Raw genomic sequence first — 17,948 nt, forward strand, 5'->3', positions numbered from 1 at the left:
AAGCCCATCTCCAAAACGACAGCGCCGGCTTGATGCCGGCGCTTTGCTATTGGACTTGCTTACTGGTTGAGTTGGCGCCAGTTGAGTCGCCTCAGGCCTTGGCTTCCGCTGTACTTGCCGGGCAGCGGCGTGATCTTGCCCGTGTCCGTGCCTGCCAGCAGCCTCGGCTTGCCACTGACGCTGTAGAAGCGCAGATCGGTCACAACGCCGGCCAGATCGATGAAGGTCTTGTTGTTGGGTTCGAACGCTGACTGGCCAGTGCCCAGATCGATCGCATAGACCCGGCTGCTGCCCGACGGCGCACAGGCGTCGGCCGAGGAAGGCACCATCGCGGCGAAAGCCACAATGCCGTTGAAGGAGGCCGGGTCCGAGATCACCCGCCAGCCGGCGCCGGCACCCAGGCGCCCCAGGTCCACATACCAGCCGATCTCGCTTTTCAGATCCAGATCGATAGTCCGGGTCAGATCGGTCAGCTGCTTGAGTTTGGCATTGCCAATCGGGAAGCTGATGCCAGCCGGCAGGTCCGACGCCTTGTTGGGGCGCACGCCGACGCCGTCGATGATGGCGTAAAGGCGCTGGCCCTGGGTGTTGCCGCTGTCGGTGCTGTGCAGCAAACGGCCGGTGCCCACCGTCACATAGCGCCTGTTGGTTTTGGGCTGTATCACCACCAGGGGTCGCGAGGTGATGGGCAGGGCGACCGTGCCGGTCGAGTCCTTCAACTCGGCGAAGAGTTGCGGGCTCGGATAGTCGCCGGCATCGGTCTTGGTCAGGTCAAAGCGCCACAACTGGCCGAACAGATCACCGGCATAGACGCTCTCGACGGTGTTGTCGGTCAGGTCCGGCACATAGGCCTGCACATGGGCCATGCCCGTAGGTGCGGCGGCAGTGCCCTCTTTGCCGCCTTTCGCCTCGATCTTGGCAAGCAGCTCGCCGGTGCGCGCGTTGAGAATGAAGAGATAGCCCTTGCCGTCCTTGTTGTTGTAACCGGAGCCGAAGACCACGACCCAACCATACTTGCGTGTCTTGACCAAGGCCGGTTCGCCATAGGTGAAGCCCAGGCCGTCCTTGTCGCTAAACTCCCACAGCACCCTGGTGGCAGCGCCGCTCTCGGTGGCCATATTGGCCGCTTCAGTCGCGTCGGTCGTGCCGGCCGGGTTGGTGACATCAATCGCAAAAATGGATTTTCCGCCCTTGCCCAACGAGCCGATCAGCAAGGTGCGCCAGTTGGTACCGCTGCCGCCAACTGTGCGGCCGAGGTCGACGTCGGCCACCACCGGCGAGCCATCGACGAAGTTGTAGTGGGTGAACTCGGGCTTGCCCAGCGCTTGCAGGCCGTTAACGGCGGGTGTTTCGTTGGGGCCTTCATAGAGCGCGCCGGGCACATAGGCAAACACCTCATTGCCAGCCGTTGTGGTCGATGAGGCATCGACACCGTGCAGCATGCCTGCATTGGTCCCCACATAGACCATGGCCTTGCGCTTGGCGTACTTCTTCTTGAAGTCGTTGTAGCCGGGATTGGTGGCATCCGAGTAGCGCTCGTTGGGCTCCACCACGACACGTACGCGGGAGTTGACAATATCGCCTACTAGGCTGCTGCGATCCCTGTATACCTTGTCGGTTTTTTCGGTCGCTACCGATATCTCGTACTTGCGTTCGCCGCGCAGGTAGTTCACGTAGTCCTTGCCATCGTCGCCGCTGCGGTAGGCCGTGTTCAGGGCCGTTTTCTGCGATGCGGCCAGGCTGTCGTAGCGGAAGGGCACGCCACTGGTGCCGTTGTGCGTGACGATCACTCGGCCGGTGTCCCAGCCGGTGCCCTTGGCCTGGTTGCCAAGCTTGGCAGAGAAGCTCCAGGACTCGGTCTGCACCGGTCCGCCGGTGGTTTCATCGAAGGTCGATTTCGAGGCGACCAACTCACCGCTCCAGGTGGTGGCGTCAAACAGCGCCGCAAAGCTGGCTGAGCCACTGGTCGTGACCTGAGGCATGGCGGTCTGCAATGTGGTGGTGTTGGCCTTGAGCTTGGAGGCGATGCTGGCAAAGGCCTTGGTCAGGCCGTCCACCATCAAATCCGGGCGGTCGGCGGTGAAGTAGTTGTCCGGGCGCGGGATATTCGTTCCCACCGTGTCCGTGTTGGTGCGCCACCAGGACTCTGGCAGGGCATCAGTTCGCGCATCGGGGTCGAAGCCCTCAGGCACGGTGAAGCCGCCGAACTTGGTGGCCAGATAGAAGGGGTTGGTGTTCTGATTCTTGAACCCGGTTTCCAGCACGTCCAGCCAGTAGGTCTGGACGGCCTGCCGGCCCGGCCATTTCGACTCATCCGGTCGGATGTCCTTGGTGTTGGCGTAGTACGCCATGCCGGCCATCAGCGCACCGGCGTTGTTATTGGCGATGTTTTGCTGCGTGCCCAGAGACTTGTTGGAGTTCTGCAGCTCGCCGACCTTGTTGGTGGCTTTCACGGCATCGAACATTTTGTCGTTCGTCACCTCGCCGGGCTGCGTGGGTTCGGAGGCACCAGTCGCGCCCGGCAAGTTGCGGTCGGCATGGCTGTTGGTATCACCGATTCCCAGGATGAAGTTCTTCTGACATGAATAGAGCATGGGGTCTACCCAGTTCGTGACAACTGGGAACCCGTCGACCCAGGCTTTCTTGGTGGCCTCGCCCGCGTTGCCCATCGACGACCAAGCCGGCACATTGCCCGAATTCATGAAGTAGCGCAGGGCGGCATAGTGCAGTTCGCTCACCGGGTCATAAGTCTTGTAGCTCTTGTTGAACTGGCCGAACTGGTTCAGATAATTCATCACTCCGCTGCTAGTAATCGACACGCCAGTGGCCGCCAGCGTGACGGCCGCGTCGTCCTTCTCGGGGTCCTTGTCAGCATTGGGGTTGGGGGGCATGACTCCGTCGGTTGCGCTCCACTCGGGCTTGTCATTGCCTACCGGTAGACCTCCTGGCACCGGGCGTGTGGGGCCGACGAACTTCTGCGCGGCGCGCAGCACCGCGCCGTCGCGTTTGAGATCGCCATCATTGAGATAGCCAAAAGCGCTGTAGCGGATCTGGTCGGAATATTTCTGGATCAGCCCGGTGGGCTTGTAGTTGCCGGCCGGGTACTTGGTGCAGTTCTTCTCCATGTTGTCGACGCCAAGCGCCGGGTCGCAGACCTTGACCCTCACCGAGAGCTGGTAAACGGTGGCCGAGTCCAGGGGCTTGGTCGGGTCGTAGCGCGTGGGACTGGCGCCTGCCAGATTCCCGCTCGCCGTGAATCGCATGACATTGCCCAGGCCATAGGTTCTCGTGTTGAACGTCGTCCAGTTGACCGGCGTGGCCTTGGGTATGCTCGCGGCCGGGCTGATCGCGCGATCGGGGAAGTTGCCGATGCCACCCTGGACCGAGGCCCAGGCTTTCTCGAGAATTGTCTCCGTCGCCGTGTCGGTAGAGCGGTAACCGCCGGTCAGGGCCCAGCGGAACGGGTCGATGGTCTGCATCGTGGCCCAGTTCATATAGTTGCCGCTCCACTGGCCGCTGCAGGTACGACTCGTCGCCAGGCTAGCAGGGGAAAAATAGCTCGAATCCACCTTCGTGGTGGTGTCGTACTTGTAGTTGTACTCGTAGCACTTGTTGGGGTCGAAGTAGCCCAGATAAGTGTTCGCGCTGCTGTAGGTGCCACCCTTGTGCGCGACGCTGATCGCTGTCGGGAACTCCACCGACAGGGCCAGTGCCATATTGCCCGGCACGCTGACCGAGGAGAACACGGGCTGGTCGGCGAGCTGTATCTGGGCCCAGCTGCTGTTCAACAGGGACAGCAGCAGCAGGCCGGTGCAGTACCGGCGTGCCGGTGCGCTGATAGGCTTGGTTTTCATGAGACTCTCCTGCGGGCGGCCGGTCACGGCGTCGCTCAGTTGCTGTTCGTGAACGTGGATTGGAAGAAGGACTGGGTGCCGCGCGGCCCGTTGACACGGATGCTGACGCGGTACACCACCTGCAGGGGCACGGCGCCGGCGCCGGCGCTCGAGCTGTCCTCGGCGCGCAGCCGTTCGGACCAACTGACGCCGGACGGCGGCGGTGGGCCGGCCATGCTGCAGCGGGACGGGTCGACCGCGCCGGTGTCGCTGCACAGCCGGTCGATCACGTAGCGCACCTCGACGCCCGTGTCGGCCGGTTTAATGTCTCTGGTCGCGACTCCGACCTCAGCGAAGGCGGTGTCGGTGAGCAAGGCCAGCGGCACGCCTTGCGGATTGGTGGGCAGAATGACTTCGCTGTAGTTCTCGGCCTTGTTGGCCACAAGCCGGGCGGCTTCGGTACGGAGGTTGCCCGTGCTGAGTACGTCCACCACCTGGTTCATCGCGAGCTCGCCCTGGTTGGTCAGGTCGCGTTTGAAGCCGATATTGCCGGCGTTGGTCAGCGAGACATTCATCGAGCGCATCATCGCGGCTGCACCGACCAGCAGCAGCACCAGGGCGATCAGCGCGAAAACCAGGACCACGCCGCGCTGGCGGGCTGGGAGTCGGGGGGCTTGGAAGCGTTTCATGGCCGTACCGTCAGCATGATGTTGCGAAGAGGCACGGTGAACTCCACCGTGCGATGGCGTTGCCGCTGCTGAAGGCTGCTGATCTTGACCTCGTGCTGCAGCCCGTTCGGCATGCTGGCGAACAGCGTCAGTTTGTCTGGCGTGACCTCCTCGCCCTCCTTCTCCACCCGGTCGCTGCGCAGCACCAGTCCCACGCGCACCGCCATGATGCTCATCAGGCGGGCCTGGGCATCTGCCGAACCGTCGGTGAGCTTGGCCGGCTCGAAATCACCGGTCGGGGTCACCCATTGGGTCACGGTAAAGGGGGCTGTGGCGGGGGTGCTGTCGATGCCGTAAAGCACCCGGAGGTCAGCAATGCCATCGGCCATCACCTGTACCGCATCCTGCGCGCCGAGTTGCAGCAGGTCGTAGGACACCAGGGCCGAATCAGCATTCACGCCCAGCAGCTGAAAAGAAGGCTGGTTGCCCGCCACATTGCCGAGCGCGGCTACCGAGGCACTGCCTGTCGTCGCGAAGCCTGCCATCGCCACACCGTTGATAACGGCGCTGGCATAAACACCACCCAGGTTGAGCTGCTGGGTGGCACCGCCTGCGAACGGACTGGCGACCTCCTGCATCATGCAGCCCACACCCGGTTCGGCCACCAACAGCAGATCGCCGCCGCGCATACCGACGGTATTGGGCACACGCAGGGACGTGGCCGTGGTCGAGGTAGGCAGCACGGTGGAAGTGGTCTCGGCCAGGCCCGAGGTGCCGGTTGCGATGGCGAGCACATCCGAACCGCCGTTGCCGGCACCCGGGAAGACCAGCACCGGGGCCAGGCGCACTTGCTGGGGCACGGCGGCGAAGGGGGCGGGGAAGGGCGCCAGGCGCGGCAGGATCTGCTGACCGTTTCGAGAGACATTCAGCAGGCAGCTGAGATTGTCTCGCCAGCCCTGGATATAGCCCGAGCCCGCGCTGCGCAGCTGACGGTCGAGCTCGTAGGAGACGAAGTTGCCGTTGGCCGTCATGTCATTGGCCGTGCCCAGCACCCGCTTGCCGCTTTCATACCTGACGGTGATCATGGTCATCGCCAGGGTCAGGGTCAGGCCGATGACCAGGGCCACCATCAGCTCGATCAAGGTCAGCCCTCGCGCCAGGTGGCGCCCAAGGATTCGATAGGTTTTGATCGGATTCATGGCGCGGGGGCTGGAGGAGGAGGGACTGGCGCCACAGGGATGACCGGTATGGCCACATCGGTCGTGTAGCGGTTCTTGGACTCGTCCGTGGCCTTGGGAGGGCTCCATTCGACAGTGATCCTCACTGTGTTGGCGCCAAGGCCTGCGACCGTGACGGTGCCGTTGGGAAGCCCGCCGCCAGTCGGAGCCTTCGCCAGCTGTCCCCACTTTTTCAGCGTTTCGGCATCGAGATTGACGCTGCCAAGCCCCCACATTTCCGATGCCAGCTCATTGGCCAGCAGCGCGGCGCGGGCGCGATCATCGGCGCCGACCGAGAACTGGGTGGCGCGCGACTGCAGCGAGATCAGGCCCAGCAGGCCGAAGGAGATCAGCAGGGCTGCGACCAGCACCTCGATCAAGGCAATGCCACGCTGGGAGCGGCGCCTGCGGTGTACGCGCGAATTCATGGAGGGCATCCTTCCGGGGTGTCGGCGGCAAAGGTCTTGGACTTGTCGCACATTCGTACGCTGCCGCCCAAACTGATACGCACGCGCATCGGCCGGCTGCCTTCGCTGGTACCGCCGCTGACGTCGTAAACGCTGGCGACGCCGTTGATGGCGCAGGTCGGGGCTCCCACGCCGGGTGCCGCATTGGCCATCAGGCGGCCGTTGGAACTGAAGCAGATGGCTGTCGGGCCAAAGACTTCGACGCCCGAGCCGGCCTCCACCAGTGATCCACAGTGCACTGTTTCGGCCGGCGGACCGCCGGCGTTCGGCACGGTGCGAATGGCCCAGACGGCGCCGGTGGCCGAGGCCGTCGTGGCCAGGGGGCAGTTGGCCTGCTCGGTTCGGAAGAAAACCACCTGCTGATAGCGGCGCACGGCCTCGGCCTGTGCGAGTCGCACGCCCGACTGCAAGGACTCGCTGACCGAGCGCACCTGGGCGTTGCGAATCCAGGTGCGAAACGATGGCGCGGCCAGGCTCATCAGCAGCGCGCCCAGCGCGACCGTGACCATTAGCTCGACCATCGTGAAGCCGCGCATGCGCACTAGCATGTCTCGCCTTTCTTCATCATCCATTTGGTCGCGCAGGTGTTGTAGCCTTTACCAGGCGGCACGTTCGTCGTGCTCTTGACATCTGCTTGATTGACCTTGAAGGTGAAGCCTGACACGGTACCCGCGCCCACCGCCTGCAAGACGTAGGTGTTGTCCTCGGGTGTGCCGTCACAGCTCACCACGAAGCGTCCAAAAGTGCGTCCCGCTTCGGCAGCCGCGCAGGGCGTCGTGAAGGCCCCAACGGTTTTGTAGCTGCGGTTGTCCTGGTAGTGGCGCTCCATCTGCGCCCGCATGGTGGCCAGACCGCTGTTGGCGTCGGCCAGACTGCCACGCACGATGTAGTCGGTGTAGGCGGGGTAAGCCACCGAGGCAAGAATGCCGATGATGGCGACCACCACCATCACCTCGATCAGGGTAAAGCCTTGGAGGCGGCGAGTTCGGCGATTGAGGTTCATGAGCGACATGGGTCTGGTTCTCCGGCTGTGAGCTGATTGTTCCGTCTCGTCGAGATATCGTGGCGCCGTTAGTCGGGGCTCTGTGAACGCTTGTCGTCTGCTGGCGTTCATTCGTGAAATGCCTCACGTTCAGGCCGGTCTGGGACCTGAAAGAAAAGGTAACGAAACTCAACGCCGTATGCATCTCAAGGGACCGTTCGCTGTTTTTGCAGATGAGGAAAAGGCGTTCTCGTCAACAGCGGCAACTCGTGCTTTCCCCTATGATGCCGACTTTGCAAGCCGGGCCCTGGGCCCTCTTTTTGCGCCCACATGGCTCCACAACACACGGTATCGGCAGTTTCTGAGACCCCCTTAGTCGAACTCCGCGACGTCAGCTGCGGCTACGGCGACCGGATCATCCTGGAGCGTGTCAATCTGCGGGTGCCGCGTGGCAAGGTGCTGGCGCTGATCGGCACTTCGGGCGGGGGCAAGACGACGGTGCTGCGCTTGCTGGGTCGGCAGATCAAGCCGATCTCGGGCCAGGTGCTGTTTGACGGCCAGGATCTGGCGGGCCTGGATCAGGATCAGCTGTACGCGGTGCGCCGGCGCATGGGCATGCTGTTCCAGTTCGGCGCGCTGTTCACCGATCTGTCGGTATTCGAGAACGTCGCTTTCCCGCTGCGCGAGCACACCCGGCTGCCCGAGGCGATGATCCGCGATCTGGTGCTGATGAAGCTCAACGCCGTGGGCCTGCGCGGCTCGCGCGATCTGATGCCCTCCGAGGTGTCAGGTGGGATGGCCCGGCGGGTGGCACTGGCGCGGGCGATCGCGCTGGACCCGGATCTTGTGCTTTACGACGAGCCCTTCGCCGGCCTGGACCCGATCTCGCTGGGCGTGGCGGCGCGGCTGATCCGCGACCTCAACGACGCGCTGGGACTGACCAGCATCATCGTCTCGCATGATCTGCATGAGACTTTTGCGATTGCGGACCAGGTGGCGATGATTGCCAATGGCAGGGTCGTCGCGCAGGGCACGCCGGAGGAACTGCGGCGCAGCGAGGATCCGCTGGTGCAGCAGTTTGTCGGCGCCCAGCCCGATGGCCCGGTGCATTTCCACCAACCGGCGGTGCCGGTGGCCGAAGATTTTGGTGTCGGAGGTCGGCGATGATTTTTTCCCCTGTTGGGCGTGCGGTGCGCTTGTCGCTGGCCGATATCGGCGCCAGCGCCCGCCTGTTCTTTCTGCTGCTGGCGCGCAGCCCGCAGGCCTTGCTGCGCTTTTCGCTGGTGCGCGAGCAGGTGTTCTTCCTGGGCAACCGCTCGCTGTCCATCATCGGCGTGTCGGGCCTGTTCGTCGGCTTCGTGCTGGCCTTGCAGGGCTACTACACCTTGCAGCGTTATGGCTCGGCCGAGGCGGTGGGGCTGCTGGTGGCGCTGAGCCTGGTGCGCGAGCTGGGCCCGGTGGTGACGGCGCTGCTGTTCGCCGGTCGTGCCGGCACCTCGCTGACGGCCGAGATCGGCCTGATGAAGGCCGGCGAGCAATTGACGGCGATGGAGATGATGGCTGTCGACCCGGTCAAGCGGGTGCTGGCGCCGCGCTTCTGGGGCGGCGTGATCGCGATGCCATTGTTGGCGGCGGTGTTCTCGGCGGTGGGCATCATCGGCGGCTGGCTGGTGGCGGTGCCGCTGATCGGCATCGATGCCGGCGCCTTCTGGTCGCAGATGCAGGGCGGGGTCGATGTCTGGGCCGATGTCGGCAACGGCGTGGTCAAGAGCCTGGTGTTCGGCGTGACGGTGAGCTTTGTCGCGCTGCTGCAGGGCTATACCTGCAAGCCGACGCCCGAGGGCGTTTCCCAGGCCACCACCCGTACCGTGGTGGTCTCGTCGCTGGCGGTCTTGGCACTGGACTTTGTGCTGACGGCCATGATGTTTTCGATTTGATTCTGGAGAGATGGGCATGCAATCTCGTCGCGATGCGTGGGTGGGTTTTTTCGTGCTGCTGGGGGCCGCGGCCCTGCTGTTCCTGGCGCTGAAGGCCGGCAATCTGCTGAGCCTGAACTTCGATGAGACCTATCAGGTGACGGCCCGCTTTGACAATATCGGTGGCCTGAAGCCGCGCGCGGCCGTCAAGAGCGCCGGTGTCGTGATTGGCCGGGTCGAATCCATCGAGTTCGATGACAAGACCTTTCAGGCCCGGGTTGTTCTGAATCTGCACAAGAATGTGGCTTTTCCAAAGGACAGTTCGGCCAAGATCCTGACCTCGGGTCTGCTGGGCGAGCAGTACATCGGCCTGGAGCCGGGTGCGGAGGAGAAAAACCTGGTTGCCGGCGACCGCATCTCGCAGACGCAGTCGGCCGTTGTGCTTGAGAACCTGATCGGCCAGTTCATCAATAACAAGGCGGCCGATATGGGCAGTGCTGCTGGAGAGAAGCAATGAACAAATCCCATGCCGGCGCGTCCTGGCGTCGGCTTGCTCTGCTGGGTGTGATGGCCTTGAGCCTGGGCGGCTGCACCAGTCTCAAGGGGCCGGGCTCGCCCGGCCAGAAGCTCGATCCCTGGGAGAACTGGAACCGCAAGGTCTTTGGCTTCAACGAGAAGATCGACGAGAACGTCCTCAAGCCCGTGGCCACCGCGTACAGCGAAGTGGTGCCGGCGCCGGCCCGACTGGGTGTGGACAATTTCTTCGGCAATGTCGCCGATGCCTGGTCGGCGGTGAACCTGTTCCTGCAAGGGCGCCTGAAGACCGGTGTGCTGCAGACCATGCGGTTTGCGGTCAACACGACGCTGGGCTTTGGCGGCGTGCTGGACATCAGCACCGAGGTCGGGCTGGAGCGCCATAGCGAGGACCTGGGCAAGACCTTCGGTCGCTGGGGCACCGGCACCGGCGCCTATATCGTCTGGCCCTTGTTGGGTCCTTCGTCGGTGCGCGACTCGTTTGCGCTTCCTTTCGACCGGCGCGCCAGCCCGGCGCTGCTGCTCGACTCCGGCAATGCGCAGTTCGGCATCACCGTTCTGCAAGCCGTCAATGCGCGCTCGAATTTCCTGCGCGCCGGTGAGATGCTGGACGGCATCGCACTGGACAAGTACACCTTTATCCGCGACGCCTACCTGACCCGGCGCGGCAGCTTCGAGGAAGATGGCGGCGACGAGTACGAGGTCATCAGCCCGGAGCCGCCGAGCGATCCTCAGGCCGGGCGTTGAATCCCTGAATCAAGAAGGACCCTCATCGATGAATGCAAACAAACGTGGCCTGATGCGCACCCTGCTGGCCCTGGGCTTTGCCGCAGTGAGCGCGCTGCCGCTGGCGGCGCGGGCCGCCGACGCCAGCGCTGCCGACACGCTGATCCGCCAGCTCTCGCTGGAGACCATCGAGGCCGTCAAGGCCGACAAGGCGATACAGGCCGGTGATGTGCAGAAGATCATCGCCCTGGTCGACGCCAAGGTGATGCCGCATATCAACTTCCAGCGCATGACGGCCTCGGCCGTCGGCCGCTTCTGGCGCCAGGCCACGCCCGAGCAGCAAAAGCGCCTGCAAGACGAGTTCAAGATCCTGCTGGTGCGCACCTATGCCGGTGCGCTGACCCAGGTCAAGGACCAGACCATCGCGCTGCGCCCGCTGCGCGCCAGCCCGGACGATACCGAGGTGGTGGTGCGTACCGAGGTGCGAGGCCGCGGCGACCCGATCCAGCTGGACTACCGGCTCGAGAAGGCCGGCAATGTCTGGCGCATCTACGACGTCAATGTGCTGGGCATCTGGCTGGCCGATCAGTATCGCAACAGCTTTGCGCAGGAGATTGGCGCCAACGGCATCGATGGCCTGATCAAGACCCTGGCCGAGCGCAACCAGAAGGCGGCGGCCGCTCCGGCCGCCAAGTCCTGAGTCGATGCCGGCCTCGATGCTGAAGCTGCCCGAGTCGGTGCGGCTTGATGAGGCGCCCCAGCTCTGGGCGCATCTGCAGGCCGGCCTGCAGGCCGAGGCGGCCCAGGTGGGCAACGCGGCGGGCAAGGCTGTGCAGCTCAATGCCGGCGAGCTGCGCCATTTCGACTCCGCGGCGCTGACCCTGCTGCTCGGCGCGGCGCGGCTCTGTACCCAGCAGGGCTTGAGCCTGCAGATCCACAACGCACCCGACAAGCTGCAGGAGCTGGCTCGGGTCTACGGCGTGACCGAGCTGCTCTGGCCGGTGGCGTCCTGATTAGGCCGCGTAGCGCTTGCTGCGCAGATTGCGCTTGATCTCCTGTAGCATGGGCCGCAGCTTCTGCCCCAGCTGCAGTGCGACGCCGGTGGTCAGGATGTCGATCGCGATCAGGTGCAGCAGCCGCGACACCATCGGGCTGTAGCGGTCGAAGTCTTCCGGATGATCGACCGCCAGCAAGATCTGGCCCGGTGCCTGGCCCATCGCCGCGAGCGGCGAGCCGCTGGTGGTGATGATGATGGTGGTCGCGCCTTTCTTGCGCGCGATCTCGGCCGCATCCATCAGGTCGCGGCTGCGCCCCGAGTTGCTGATGATGACGGCGCAGTCGCCGGTCTGCAGCATGGTTGCGCTCATCAGCTGCACATGGCCGTCGCTGCAAGCGGCGGTGTTGACCCCCAGGCGGAAAAACTTGTGCTGGGCGTCCTGGGCCACGATGCCTGAATTGCCGACGCCGTAGAACTCGATGCGCCGGCCGTTGCGGCCCGACTCTGCCAGCGCGGTGATGGCGCGCTCGAAGGCGTGGCTGGCGGCGTCGTTGCGGTAATGCAGCAGCGCGGCCACCGCGTTGTCGACCACCTTGACGATCAGGTCGCCCGGCTTGTCGTCCTCGTCGACCGCGCGGTGCACAAAGGGCACGCCCTCGTTGACGCTGCCGGCCAGCTTGAGCTTGAAGTCGGCCAGTCCGTCATAGCCGACGCTGCGGCAAAAGCGCACCACCGTCGGCTTGCTGACATGGGCCCGGTCGGCCAGCTCGCTGACCGGCAGGCTGGCGAAGGCACGCGCGTCGATCAGCAAAAGCTTGGCAACGCGCTGCTCGGCCGGCGGCAGCGCGGGCAGCGCCGCCTTGATTCTTTCGAGAATGCTCACTGTTCCTCAGCCCAGGTGAAACCATCGCGTGCCACCAGCGCGCTGGCCGCCGGCGGGCCCCAGGAGCCGGCCGTGTAGGTGCGGGGGCCGGCGCTGTCGCGCTTCCAGGCGTCCAGGATGGGTTCGACCCAGCGCCAGGCCTGCTCCTGCTCGTCGCTGCGCACGAACAGGTTCAGGCGACCGGCGATCGCATCCAGCAGCAGGCGCTCGTAGGCGCCGACGCGGTTGGCCGCGAAGGCCTTGTCGAAGTCCAGATCCAGCGACACCGGGGTCAGGGCCTCGCCGCTGCCCTTGGTGGCCAGCAGCTGCAGCTCCAGGCCGTCCTCGGGCTGCAGCTTGATGACCAGGCGATTCGGCTGATTCGGCCCCGGGAAGATCGGATGCGGCACCTGGCGGAAATTGACGACGATTTGCGCGTCGCGCGCCGCCAGGCGCTTGCCGGTGCGCAGATAGAAGGGCACGCCGGCCCAGCGCCAGTTCTGCACCTCGGTGCGCAGCGCGACAAAGGTCTCGGTGGCGCTGTCGGCCGGGATCTTGCCCTCGTCCAGATAGGACACCACGGCCTTGCCGTCCACCGTGCCGGCGCGGTACTGGCCGCGTACCACATCACGCGCCACGCTCTCGGCGGTGAAGGGCTTCAGCGAGCGCAGCACCTTGAGCTTCTCGTCGCGGATCGCGTCGGCATCATTGGTCGACGGCGGCTCCATCGCGATCATCGTCAGCAGCTGCAGCGCATGGTTCTGGATCATGTCGCGCAGGGCGCCGGTGCCGTCATAGAACGGGCCGCGGGTGCCGACACCCAGGCTTTCGGCCAGGGTGATCTGGATATTGGCAATGCTCTCGCGGCGCCACAGCGGCTCGAAGAAGGCATTGCCGAAGCGCAGCGCCATCAGGTTCTGCACCGAGGGCTTGCCGAGATAGTGGTCGATGCGGAAGGCCTGCTCCTCGGCGAACACCGAGCGCACCACCTTGTTGATCTGCTGGGCGCTGGCCAGGTCGTGCCCCAGCGGCTTCTCCAGCACGACGCGCACCTTGGGCTGGTTCAGGCCGGCCACACCCAGCTGTTCGCAGATCTGGGTGAACAGATGCGGGCTGGTGGCCAGATAAAGCACCACGGTGTCGGCATTGCGCTCATCCAGCCAGTCCTTGAGCTTCTGGTAATGCTCGGGCTGGGACAGGTCCATGCGCCGGTAGTGCAGCAGCGCGGCGAAGCGCTCGAACTCCTCGTCGCTGGGGCGCTTCGGTCCGTCGACCTCTCTGAAACGTTCCTTGAGCCATTCGCGATAGCGCTCGTCGGGCATATCGTCACGGGCCACGGCCAGAATACGGCCACCCTCGGGCAGCTTGCCGTGGCGGAAGGCCTGGAACAGCGCCGGCATCAGCTTGCGCCATGTGAGATCGCCAGTACCGCCGAAGAAAACGAGATCGAATGACATGCGCGCTTGCTGTTGGAATGTTTTGTTGATGTAACGAAGTTACCGGATTTATGATGCACGAGTTTCTTCCGGGGGTCAATCCGTGTCGCCCTCGCGGTTCTAATAAGGGATCTGCATCACCAACGGACCTCGCTCATGAATCAGCTCGAACAACTGAAGACCTGCACCACCGTCGTCGCCGATACCGGCAACTTTTTGCAGCTGGCGCAGTTCGCGCCGCGCGACGCCACCACCAATCCCTCGCTGATCCTGAAGGCCGTGCAGTCGGCCGACTATGCCCCGCTGCTCAAGGACACGGTGGCGGCGCATCAGGGCAAGTCGCTCGACGAGATCGTCGACCAGGTGCTGGTGCGTTTCGGCCTCGAAATCCTGAAGGTGGTGCCGGGCCGGGTGTCGACCGAGGTGGATGCGCGTCTGAGCTTCGACAAGGCGGGCACTCTGGCGCGAGCCCGCCGCATCATGGCCTTGTACGAGGCTGCGGGCATTGGCCGTGAACGGGTGCTGATCAAGATCGCCTCGACCTGGGAGGGCATCCAGGCCGCCGCCGAGCTGGAGCGCGAAGGCATCCACTGCAATCTGACCCTGCTGTTCTCGTTCTGCCAGGCGGTGGCCTGCGGTGCGGCCGGCATCCAGCTGATCTCGCCCTTTGTCGGCCGCATCTACGATTGGTACAAGAAGAGCGCCGGCGCCGCCTGGGACGAGGCCGCCCAGGCCGGCGCCAACGATCCGGGCGTCAAGTCGGTGACGCAGATCTTCAACTACTACAAGAAGCACGGCATCGCCACCGAGGTGATGGGTGCGAGCTTCCGCAATATCGGCCAGATCCGCGCGCTGGCCGGCTGCGATCTGCTGACCATCAGCCCCGATTTGCTGGCCCAGCTGCAGTCCTCGGAAGAGCCGCTGGCCCGCGCGCTGGATGCCGAGGCGGCGCGTGCCGCCGACATCCCCGCCGTTTCCTTCGACGAAGCGGGCTTCCGCTTTGCCCTCAACCAGGACGCCATGGCCACCGAGAAGCTGGCCGAAGGCATCCGCCTGTTTGCCGTCGACTCGGCCAAACTGGACCAGATGATTGAAGAGAGCCGCTGATGACTTTCTCGCGTTGTGATCAAAGCCCGGCCTGGGCCGCCTTGCGCAGCCACTATGAAAAGGCCGGTCAGGCCTTTGATTTGCGCAGTGCCTTTGCCGACGATGCCGGCCGCTTTGCGGCCTGGTCCTTCGAAGCGCCGGAGGTCTTCGCCGATCTGTCGAAGAACCGCATCGATGCGGCCACGCTGGACCTGCTCTTGCAGCTGGCGCGCGACTGCGGGCTTGAATCACAACGCGAGGCCTTGTTCAAGGGCGAACCGATCAACCATACCGAGGGCCGCGCCGTGCTGCACACGGCCCTGCGCGCGCCGGCCGGCGAGGGCTTGTTGAGCGACGAGGTGCAGGCCTCGCTGGCGCGCATGCTGGCCTTTGCCGAGAGCGTGCGCGATGTGGCCAGCAGCGGCTTTCGCGACATCGTCCATATCGGCATCGGCGGCAGCGATCTGGGTCCGGCCATGGTGGTCGGCGCGCTGAATGCCTACACCCAGGCCGGGCAGCGCCTTCACTTCGTCTCGAACGTCGACGGGCATGACCTGGCCCCGGTGCTGCGCGATCTGGATCCGGCCAAGACCCTGTTCGTGATCGCATCCAAGACCTTCACGACCCAGGAGACCCTGGCCAATGCCTTGGCCGCCAAGGCCTGGTTCCTGGGCAATGGCGGCAGTGATGTGGCGCGCCACTTCGTCGCCACCAGCAGCAATACCGAGGCGGCGGCGGCTTTCGGCATCCACACCAGCTTCGGTTTCTGGGACTGGGTCGGCGGCCGCTATTCGCTGTGGTCGGTGATCGGCCTGCCGATCGCGATCGCGATCGGTGCCGACAACTTCCGCGCGCTGCTGGCCGGCGCCCATGCGATGGACCTGCATTTCCGGCAAGCGCCGCTGGCGCGCAACCTGCCGGTGCTGCTGGGCCTGATCGACATCTGGTATCGCAACTTCCATGGCTTTGGCAGCCGCAGCGTCGCGCCCTACCACCAGGGCCTGAAGCGCCTGCCGGCCTATCTGCAGCAGCTGGAGATGGAGAGCAATGGCAAGGGCGTGGACCGCGAGGGTCAGGCCTTGCCCTATGGCACCAGCCCGGTGGTCTGGGGCGAGGCCGGCACCAATGGCCAGCATGCCTATTTCCAGATGCTGCACCAGGGCACGGATGTGATCCCGGTCGAGTTCATCGCGGTCAAGCACACCCATCATGGCCCGCATATCGGCGGCGAGCTGGCCGGCTTGCTCCAGGACCAGCACAGCAAGCTGCTGGCCAACTGCCTGGCCCAGTCGCAGGCGCTGATGCAGGGCAAGACGGTGGAGGAGGCGCTGCACGAGAAGGCGCCGACGGCGTCGAAATCGCTGGGCGCGCTGACCGTGGCGCGGCATCGCAGCTTCCCCGGCAACCGGCCCAGCACGACTCTGGTGCTGGACGAGTTGAGCCCGCGCTCGCTGGGTGCGCTGATCGCGCTTTACGAGCACCGTGTCTTCGTGAGCGGTGCGCTGTGGGGCATCAACAGCTTCGATCAGTGGGGCGTCGAGCTGGGCAAGGCCTTGTGCAACAGCCTGCTGCCGCGCTTGAGCAACGGCGATACCGCAGGCCTGGATGCCTCCACCGCCGGCCTGCTGCAGAGGCTGCGCGCATGAATGTAGTGTTCGATTTCGGTGCTGTGCTGTTTCGCTGGCGTCCAGCGAGCTTTCTCGCTCGGGTCTGGCCGCACCGCGTGGCCGATGCCGAATCGGGCACGGCCGTGGCGGCCGAGTTCTTCCAGAACTACAGCGGCGATTGGGGCGCCTTCGACCAGGGCCTGATCGACGCGGCGACCGTCACCGAGCGCGTTGCAACCCGCACCGGTTGGCCCTACGCCGAGGTCGAGCAGGTGGTGCGCGCGGTGCCGGACGAGCTGCAGCTCTTGCCTGACACGGTGGAGCTGATCAAGGAACTGAAGCAAGCCGGCCATCGGCTCTTCTATCTGTCCAATATGCCCGAGCCCTATGCCGATCATCTGGAGCGGCATTACCCGCTGCATGAATGGTTCGAATCGGGCCTGTTCTCGGGCCGGGTCAAGCAATCAAAGCCGGGCGCCGAGATCTATCGTCTTGCGATCGAGCGTTTTGGCGTGGCGCCGGCGAGCTGCCTGTTCCTCGACGACCATCCGGCCAATATCGAAGCGGCCCGGGCGGCCGGCTGGCAGGCCTTGTTGTTCAGCGACGCGGCCGCGATGCGGCCGCAGCTGCAGGCTCTGGGCCTATTGCTCTAGGTCGCGGTCTTCCGGCGGCGGCGCCGCCTCGACGCGGAAACTCTCGCTGGCCCAGGCGCCCAGATCGATCTGGCGGCAGCGCTGGCTGCAGAAGGGGCGCCAGCTGTTGCTGGGCGCGAACACGCTATCACCGCCGCAGGTGGGGCAGCGCACGATGCGCGGCGGCTTTTTGCTCTCGTCGGTCGTCATCACAAGTCATCACAAATTCAGGCGCACAACGTCAGCTCGAAGCTGGCGTCCTGCGGGGCCAGCTTGAGCCGGCCTTCCTCGTCCTGCCGCATCAGGCGGATATTGATCATCAGGCGGTGGCCGCTGATCTCGGGGATCAACCCCAGGCTGGGGTCCAGCTTCATGCGCAGCAACTGATAGACGCGGCCGGCGGCCAGGCTTTGCTGGAACTGGCCGGCCTGTGCCGCGACCTTGTGCGGCGCACCCGAGTCGCGCAGCAGGCCCAGCAGCACCTGCAGGCCCTCGGCCAGCGGCATCAGCGACTGGGTCCACTGCATCAAGTCGTTGCGGCGGCGCGCCGGCAGGAATTGCTGCCAGGTGTAGTAGGCCGGCAGATCGAATTCGCAGGTGCCGCCGGGGATGCTGATGCGGCTGCGTATGCTCATCAGCCAGTCATTGGTGGTCAGCACATGGCCCGCCTTGCCGACCAACTGGTTCAGGCCGCTGTAGGCATGGTCGATGCGTGCAACCACCTCGTTGAGCGCGTCCTCGGCGATGGCCGGATTGCCGCGGTAGCTGTTGAGCTGGGCCTTGTGGCGCTCGAGCTCCTTCAGCAGATCGGATTTCAGATCGGCGCGCGAGGCGACATCCATGATCTCGAAAATCGTCACCAGGGCGAAATGATGGTCCAGCGGCGTCTCGCGCGGGATCAGCTGTCCCAGGCGGTCGAAAAGGTGTTCGAGACGCAGCATCGTGCGGATGCTTTCGTTGAACGGGTATTCGTAGAGAACCAAGG

The 17,948-nt window shown here is 64.7% G+C and carries 19 protein-coding genes; 9 read left to right on the forward strand and 10 right to left on the reverse strand.

The window, feature by feature from the left end; all coding sequences use genetic code 11:
• Positions 1-59: 59 nt before the first annotated feature.
• Genes O5M90_RS22580 through O5M90_RS22605 form a run of 6 tightly spaced genes read right to left on the reverse strand, consistent with a single transcriptional unit; the run spans position 60 to position 7,188 of the window.
• The gene (locus tag O5M90_RS22580) at positions 60-3,881 is read right to left on the reverse strand and encodes a pilus assembly protein (protein ID WP_269837989.1); all 3,822 of its coding nucleotides are present in this window, start codon (positions 3,879-3,881) and stop codon (positions 60-62) included.
• 8 nt (positions 3,882-3,889) lie between these two features.
• Positions 3,890-4,522: a hypothetical protein gene (locus tag O5M90_RS22585; protein WP_269837988.1), complete on the reverse strand. Its 633-nt coding sequence runs from the start codon at positions 4,520-4,522 to the stop codon at positions 3,890-3,892.
• Positions 4,519-5,808, reverse strand: a complete 1,290-nt coding sequence (locus O5M90_RS22590; protein ID WP_440402351.1) for a PilW family protein — start codon at positions 5,806-5,808, stop codon at positions 4,519-4,521. Before O5M90_RS22590 ends, O5M90_RS22585 begins: the two co-directional genes overlap by 4 nt.
• Complete coding sequence (locus tag O5M90_RS22595) at positions 5,697-6,146, reverse strand: type IV pilus modification PilV family protein (protein ID WP_269837987.1); 450 nt, start codon at positions 6,144-6,146, stop codon at positions 5,697-5,699. The genes O5M90_RS22590 and O5M90_RS22595 overlap by 112 nt, the downstream gene beginning before the upstream one ends.
• A complete protein-coding gene (locus tag O5M90_RS22600) occupies positions 6,143-6,721 on the reverse strand; it encodes a pilus assembly FimT family protein (protein ID WP_269837986.1) in 579 nt (192 codons plus the stop codon). Before O5M90_RS22600 ends, O5M90_RS22595 begins: the two co-directional genes overlap by 4 nt.
• Before the next feature lie 5 nt (positions 6,722-6,726).
• Positions 6,727-7,188 carry a type IV pilin protein gene (locus O5M90_RS22605; RefSeq protein WP_440402352.1) on the reverse strand — a complete coding sequence of 154 codons (462 nt, stop codon included), beginning with the start codon at positions 7,186-7,188 and terminating at the stop codon, positions 6,727-6,729.
• Positions 7,189-7,497: 309 nt separating this feature from the next.
• Here O5M90_RS22605 and O5M90_RS22610 point away from each other — a divergent pair, with 309 nt between their 5' ends.
• From O5M90_RS22610 to O5M90_RS22635, 6 genes are read left to right on the forward strand one after another with little or no spacing between them, the layout of a single operon-like run.
• Complete coding sequence (locus O5M90_RS22610) at positions 7,498-8,334, forward strand: ABC transporter ATP-binding protein (protein ID WP_269837984.1); 837 nt, start codon at positions 7,498-7,500, stop codon at positions 8,332-8,334.
• Complete coding sequence (gene mlaE / locus O5M90_RS22615; protein ID WP_440402354.1) at positions 8,331-9,104, forward strand: lipid asymmetry maintenance ABC transporter permease subunit MlaE; 774 nt, start codon at positions 8,331-8,333, stop codon at positions 9,102-9,104. The genes O5M90_RS22610 and mlaE overlap by 4 nt, the downstream gene beginning before the upstream one ends.
• 16 nt (positions 9,105-9,120) lie before the next feature.
• Positions 9,121-9,600 carry an outer membrane lipid asymmetry maintenance protein MlaD gene (gene mlaD / locus O5M90_RS22620; protein ID WP_262971286.1) on the forward strand — a complete coding sequence of 160 codons (480 nt, stop codon included), beginning with the start codon at positions 9,121-9,123 and terminating at the stop codon, positions 9,598-9,600.
• Positions 9,597-10,364, forward strand: a complete 768-nt coding sequence (locus O5M90_RS22625; protein ID WP_269837982.1) for an MlaA family lipoprotein — start codon at positions 9,597-9,599, stop codon at positions 10,362-10,364. The genes mlaD and O5M90_RS22625 overlap by 4 nt, the downstream gene beginning before the upstream one ends.
• A gap of 28 nt (positions 10,365-10,392) precedes the next feature.
• The gene (locus tag O5M90_RS22630) at positions 10,393-11,043 is read left to right on the forward strand and encodes an MlaC/ttg2D family ABC transporter substrate-binding protein (RefSeq protein ID WP_137941518.1); all 651 of its coding nucleotides are present in this window, start codon (positions 10,393-10,395) and stop codon (positions 11,041-11,043) included.
• Positions 11,044-11,059: 16 nt separating this feature from the next.
• Positions 11,060-11,356 carry an STAS domain-containing protein gene (locus tag O5M90_RS22635; protein ID WP_440402356.1) on the forward strand — a complete coding sequence of 99 codons (297 nt, stop codon included), beginning with the start codon at positions 11,060-11,062 and terminating at the stop codon, positions 11,354-11,356.
• On the opposite strand, the gene O5M90_RS22640 is transcribed toward O5M90_RS22635, so the two are convergent.
• Entirely contained in the window at positions 11,357-12,217 is an 861-nt protein-coding gene (locus O5M90_RS22640; protein WP_269838367.1) for a MurR/RpiR family transcriptional regulator, read from the reverse strand.
• A gap of 2 nt (positions 12,218-12,219) precedes the next feature.
• Positions 12,220-13,659 carry a glucose-6-phosphate dehydrogenase gene (gene zwf, locus O5M90_RS22645; RefSeq protein ID WP_137941520.1) on the reverse strand — a complete coding sequence of 480 codons (1,440 nt, stop codon included), beginning with the start codon at positions 13,657-13,659 and terminating at the stop codon, positions 12,220-12,222.
• Positions 13,660-13,794: 135 nt separating this feature from the next.
• Here zwf and tal point away from each other — a divergent pair, with 135 nt between their 5' ends.
• From tal to O5M90_RS22660, 3 genes are read left to right on the forward strand one after another with little or no spacing between them, the layout of a single operon-like run.
• Complete coding sequence (tal, locus tag O5M90_RS22650) at positions 13,795-14,745, forward strand: transaldolase (RefSeq protein WP_269837981.1); 951 nt, start codon at positions 13,795-13,797, stop codon at positions 14,743-14,745.
• The gene (pgi, locus tag O5M90_RS22655) at positions 14,745-16,370 is read left to right on the forward strand and encodes a glucose-6-phosphate isomerase (protein WP_269837980.1); all 1,626 of its coding nucleotides are present in this window, start codon (positions 14,745-14,747) and stop codon (positions 16,368-16,370) included. Before tal ends, pgi begins: the two co-directional genes overlap by 1 nt.
• Complete coding sequence (locus O5M90_RS22660) at positions 16,367-16,984, forward strand: HAD family hydrolase (protein WP_269837979.1); 618 nt, start codon at positions 16,367-16,369, stop codon at positions 16,982-16,984. The genes pgi and O5M90_RS22660 overlap by 4 nt, the downstream gene beginning before the upstream one ends.
• Here O5M90_RS22660 and O5M90_RS22665 read toward each other — a convergent pair.
• Positions 16,973-17,173, reverse strand: coding sequence for a DNA gyrase inhibitor YacG (locus O5M90_RS22665; RefSeq protein WP_262971279.1), 201 nt, complete (start codon positions 17,171-17,173; stop codon positions 16,973-16,975). The genes O5M90_RS22660 and O5M90_RS22665 overlap by 12 nt on opposite strands.
• Positions 17,174-17,190: 17 nt before the next feature.
• Positions 17,191-17,946: a cell division protein ZapD gene (zapD, locus tag O5M90_RS22670; RefSeq protein WP_137941653.1), complete on the reverse strand. Its 756-nt coding sequence runs from the start codon at positions 17,944-17,946 to the stop codon at positions 17,191-17,193.
• Positions 17,947-17,948: the final 2 nt, after the last annotated feature.

The sequence above is a fragment of the Paucibacter sp. M5-1 genome (assembly GCF_027498415.2).
In the GTDB taxonomy this organism is placed as follows: domain Bacteria; phylum Pseudomonadota; class Gammaproteobacteria; order Burkholderiales; family Burkholderiaceae_C; genus Roseateles_E.

Bases quoted from the DNA above. Each gene is read 5' to 3' on its own strand.
- O5M90_RS22585 (WP_269837988.1), bottom strand. From the start codon at position 4,522: ATGAAACGCTTCCAAGCCCCCCGACTCCCAGCCCGCCAGCGCGGCGTG.
- O5M90_RS22590 (WP_440402351.1), bottom strand. From the start codon at position 5,808: ATGGAGCCCTCCCAAGGCCACGGACGAGTCCAAGAACCGCTACACGAC.
- O5M90_RS22595 (WP_269837987.1), bottom strand. From the start codon at position 6,146: ATGAATTCGCGCGTACACCGCAGGCGCCGCTCCCAGCGTGGCATTGCC.
- O5M90_RS22600 (WP_269837986.1), bottom strand. From the start codon at position 6,721: ATGCGCGGCTTCACGATGGTCGAGCTAATGGTCACGGTCGCGCTGGGC.
- O5M90_RS22605 (WP_440402352.1), bottom strand. From the start codon at position 7,188: ATGAACCTCAATCGCCGAACTCGCCGCCTCCAAGGCTTTACCCTGATC.
- O5M90_RS22610 (WP_269837984.1), top strand. From the start codon at position 7,498: ATGGCTCCACAACACACGGTATCGGCAGTTTCTGAGACCCCCTTAGTC.
- mlaE (WP_440402354.1), top strand. From the start codon at position 8,331: ATGATTTTTTCCCCTGTTGGGCGTGCGGTGCGCTTGTCGCTGGCCGAT.
- mlaD (WP_262971286.1), top strand. From the start codon at position 9,121: ATGCAATCTCGTCGCGATGCGTGGGTGGGTTTTTTCGTGCTGCTGGGG.
- O5M90_RS22625 (WP_269837982.1), top strand. From the start codon at position 9,597: ATGAACAAATCCCATGCCGGCGCGTCCTGGCGTCGGCTTGCTCTGCTG.
- O5M90_RS22630 (WP_137941518.1), top strand. From the start codon at position 10,393: ATGAATGCAAACAAACGTGGCCTGATGCGCACCCTGCTGGCCCTGGGC.
- O5M90_RS22635 (WP_440402356.1), top strand. From the start codon at position 11,060: ATGCTGAAGCTGCCCGAGTCGGTGCGGCTTGATGAGGCGCCCCAGCTC.
- zwf (WP_137941520.1), bottom strand. From the start codon at position 13,659: ATGTCATTCGATCTCGTTTTCTTCGGCGGTACTGGCGATCTCACATGG.
- tal (WP_269837981.1), top strand. From the start codon at position 13,795: ATGAATCAGCTCGAACAACTGAAGACCTGCACCACCGTCGTCGCCGAT.
- pgi (WP_269837980.1), top strand. From the start codon at position 14,745: ATGACTTTCTCGCGTTGTGATCAAAGCCCGGCCTGGGCCGCCTTGCGC.
- O5M90_RS22660 (WP_269837979.1), top strand. From the start codon at position 16,367: ATGAATGTAGTGTTCGATTTCGGTGCTGTGCTGTTTCGCTGGCGTCCA.
- O5M90_RS22665 (WP_262971279.1), bottom strand. From the start codon at position 17,173: ATGACGACCGACGAGAGCAAAAAGCCGCCGCGCATCGTGCGCTGCCCC.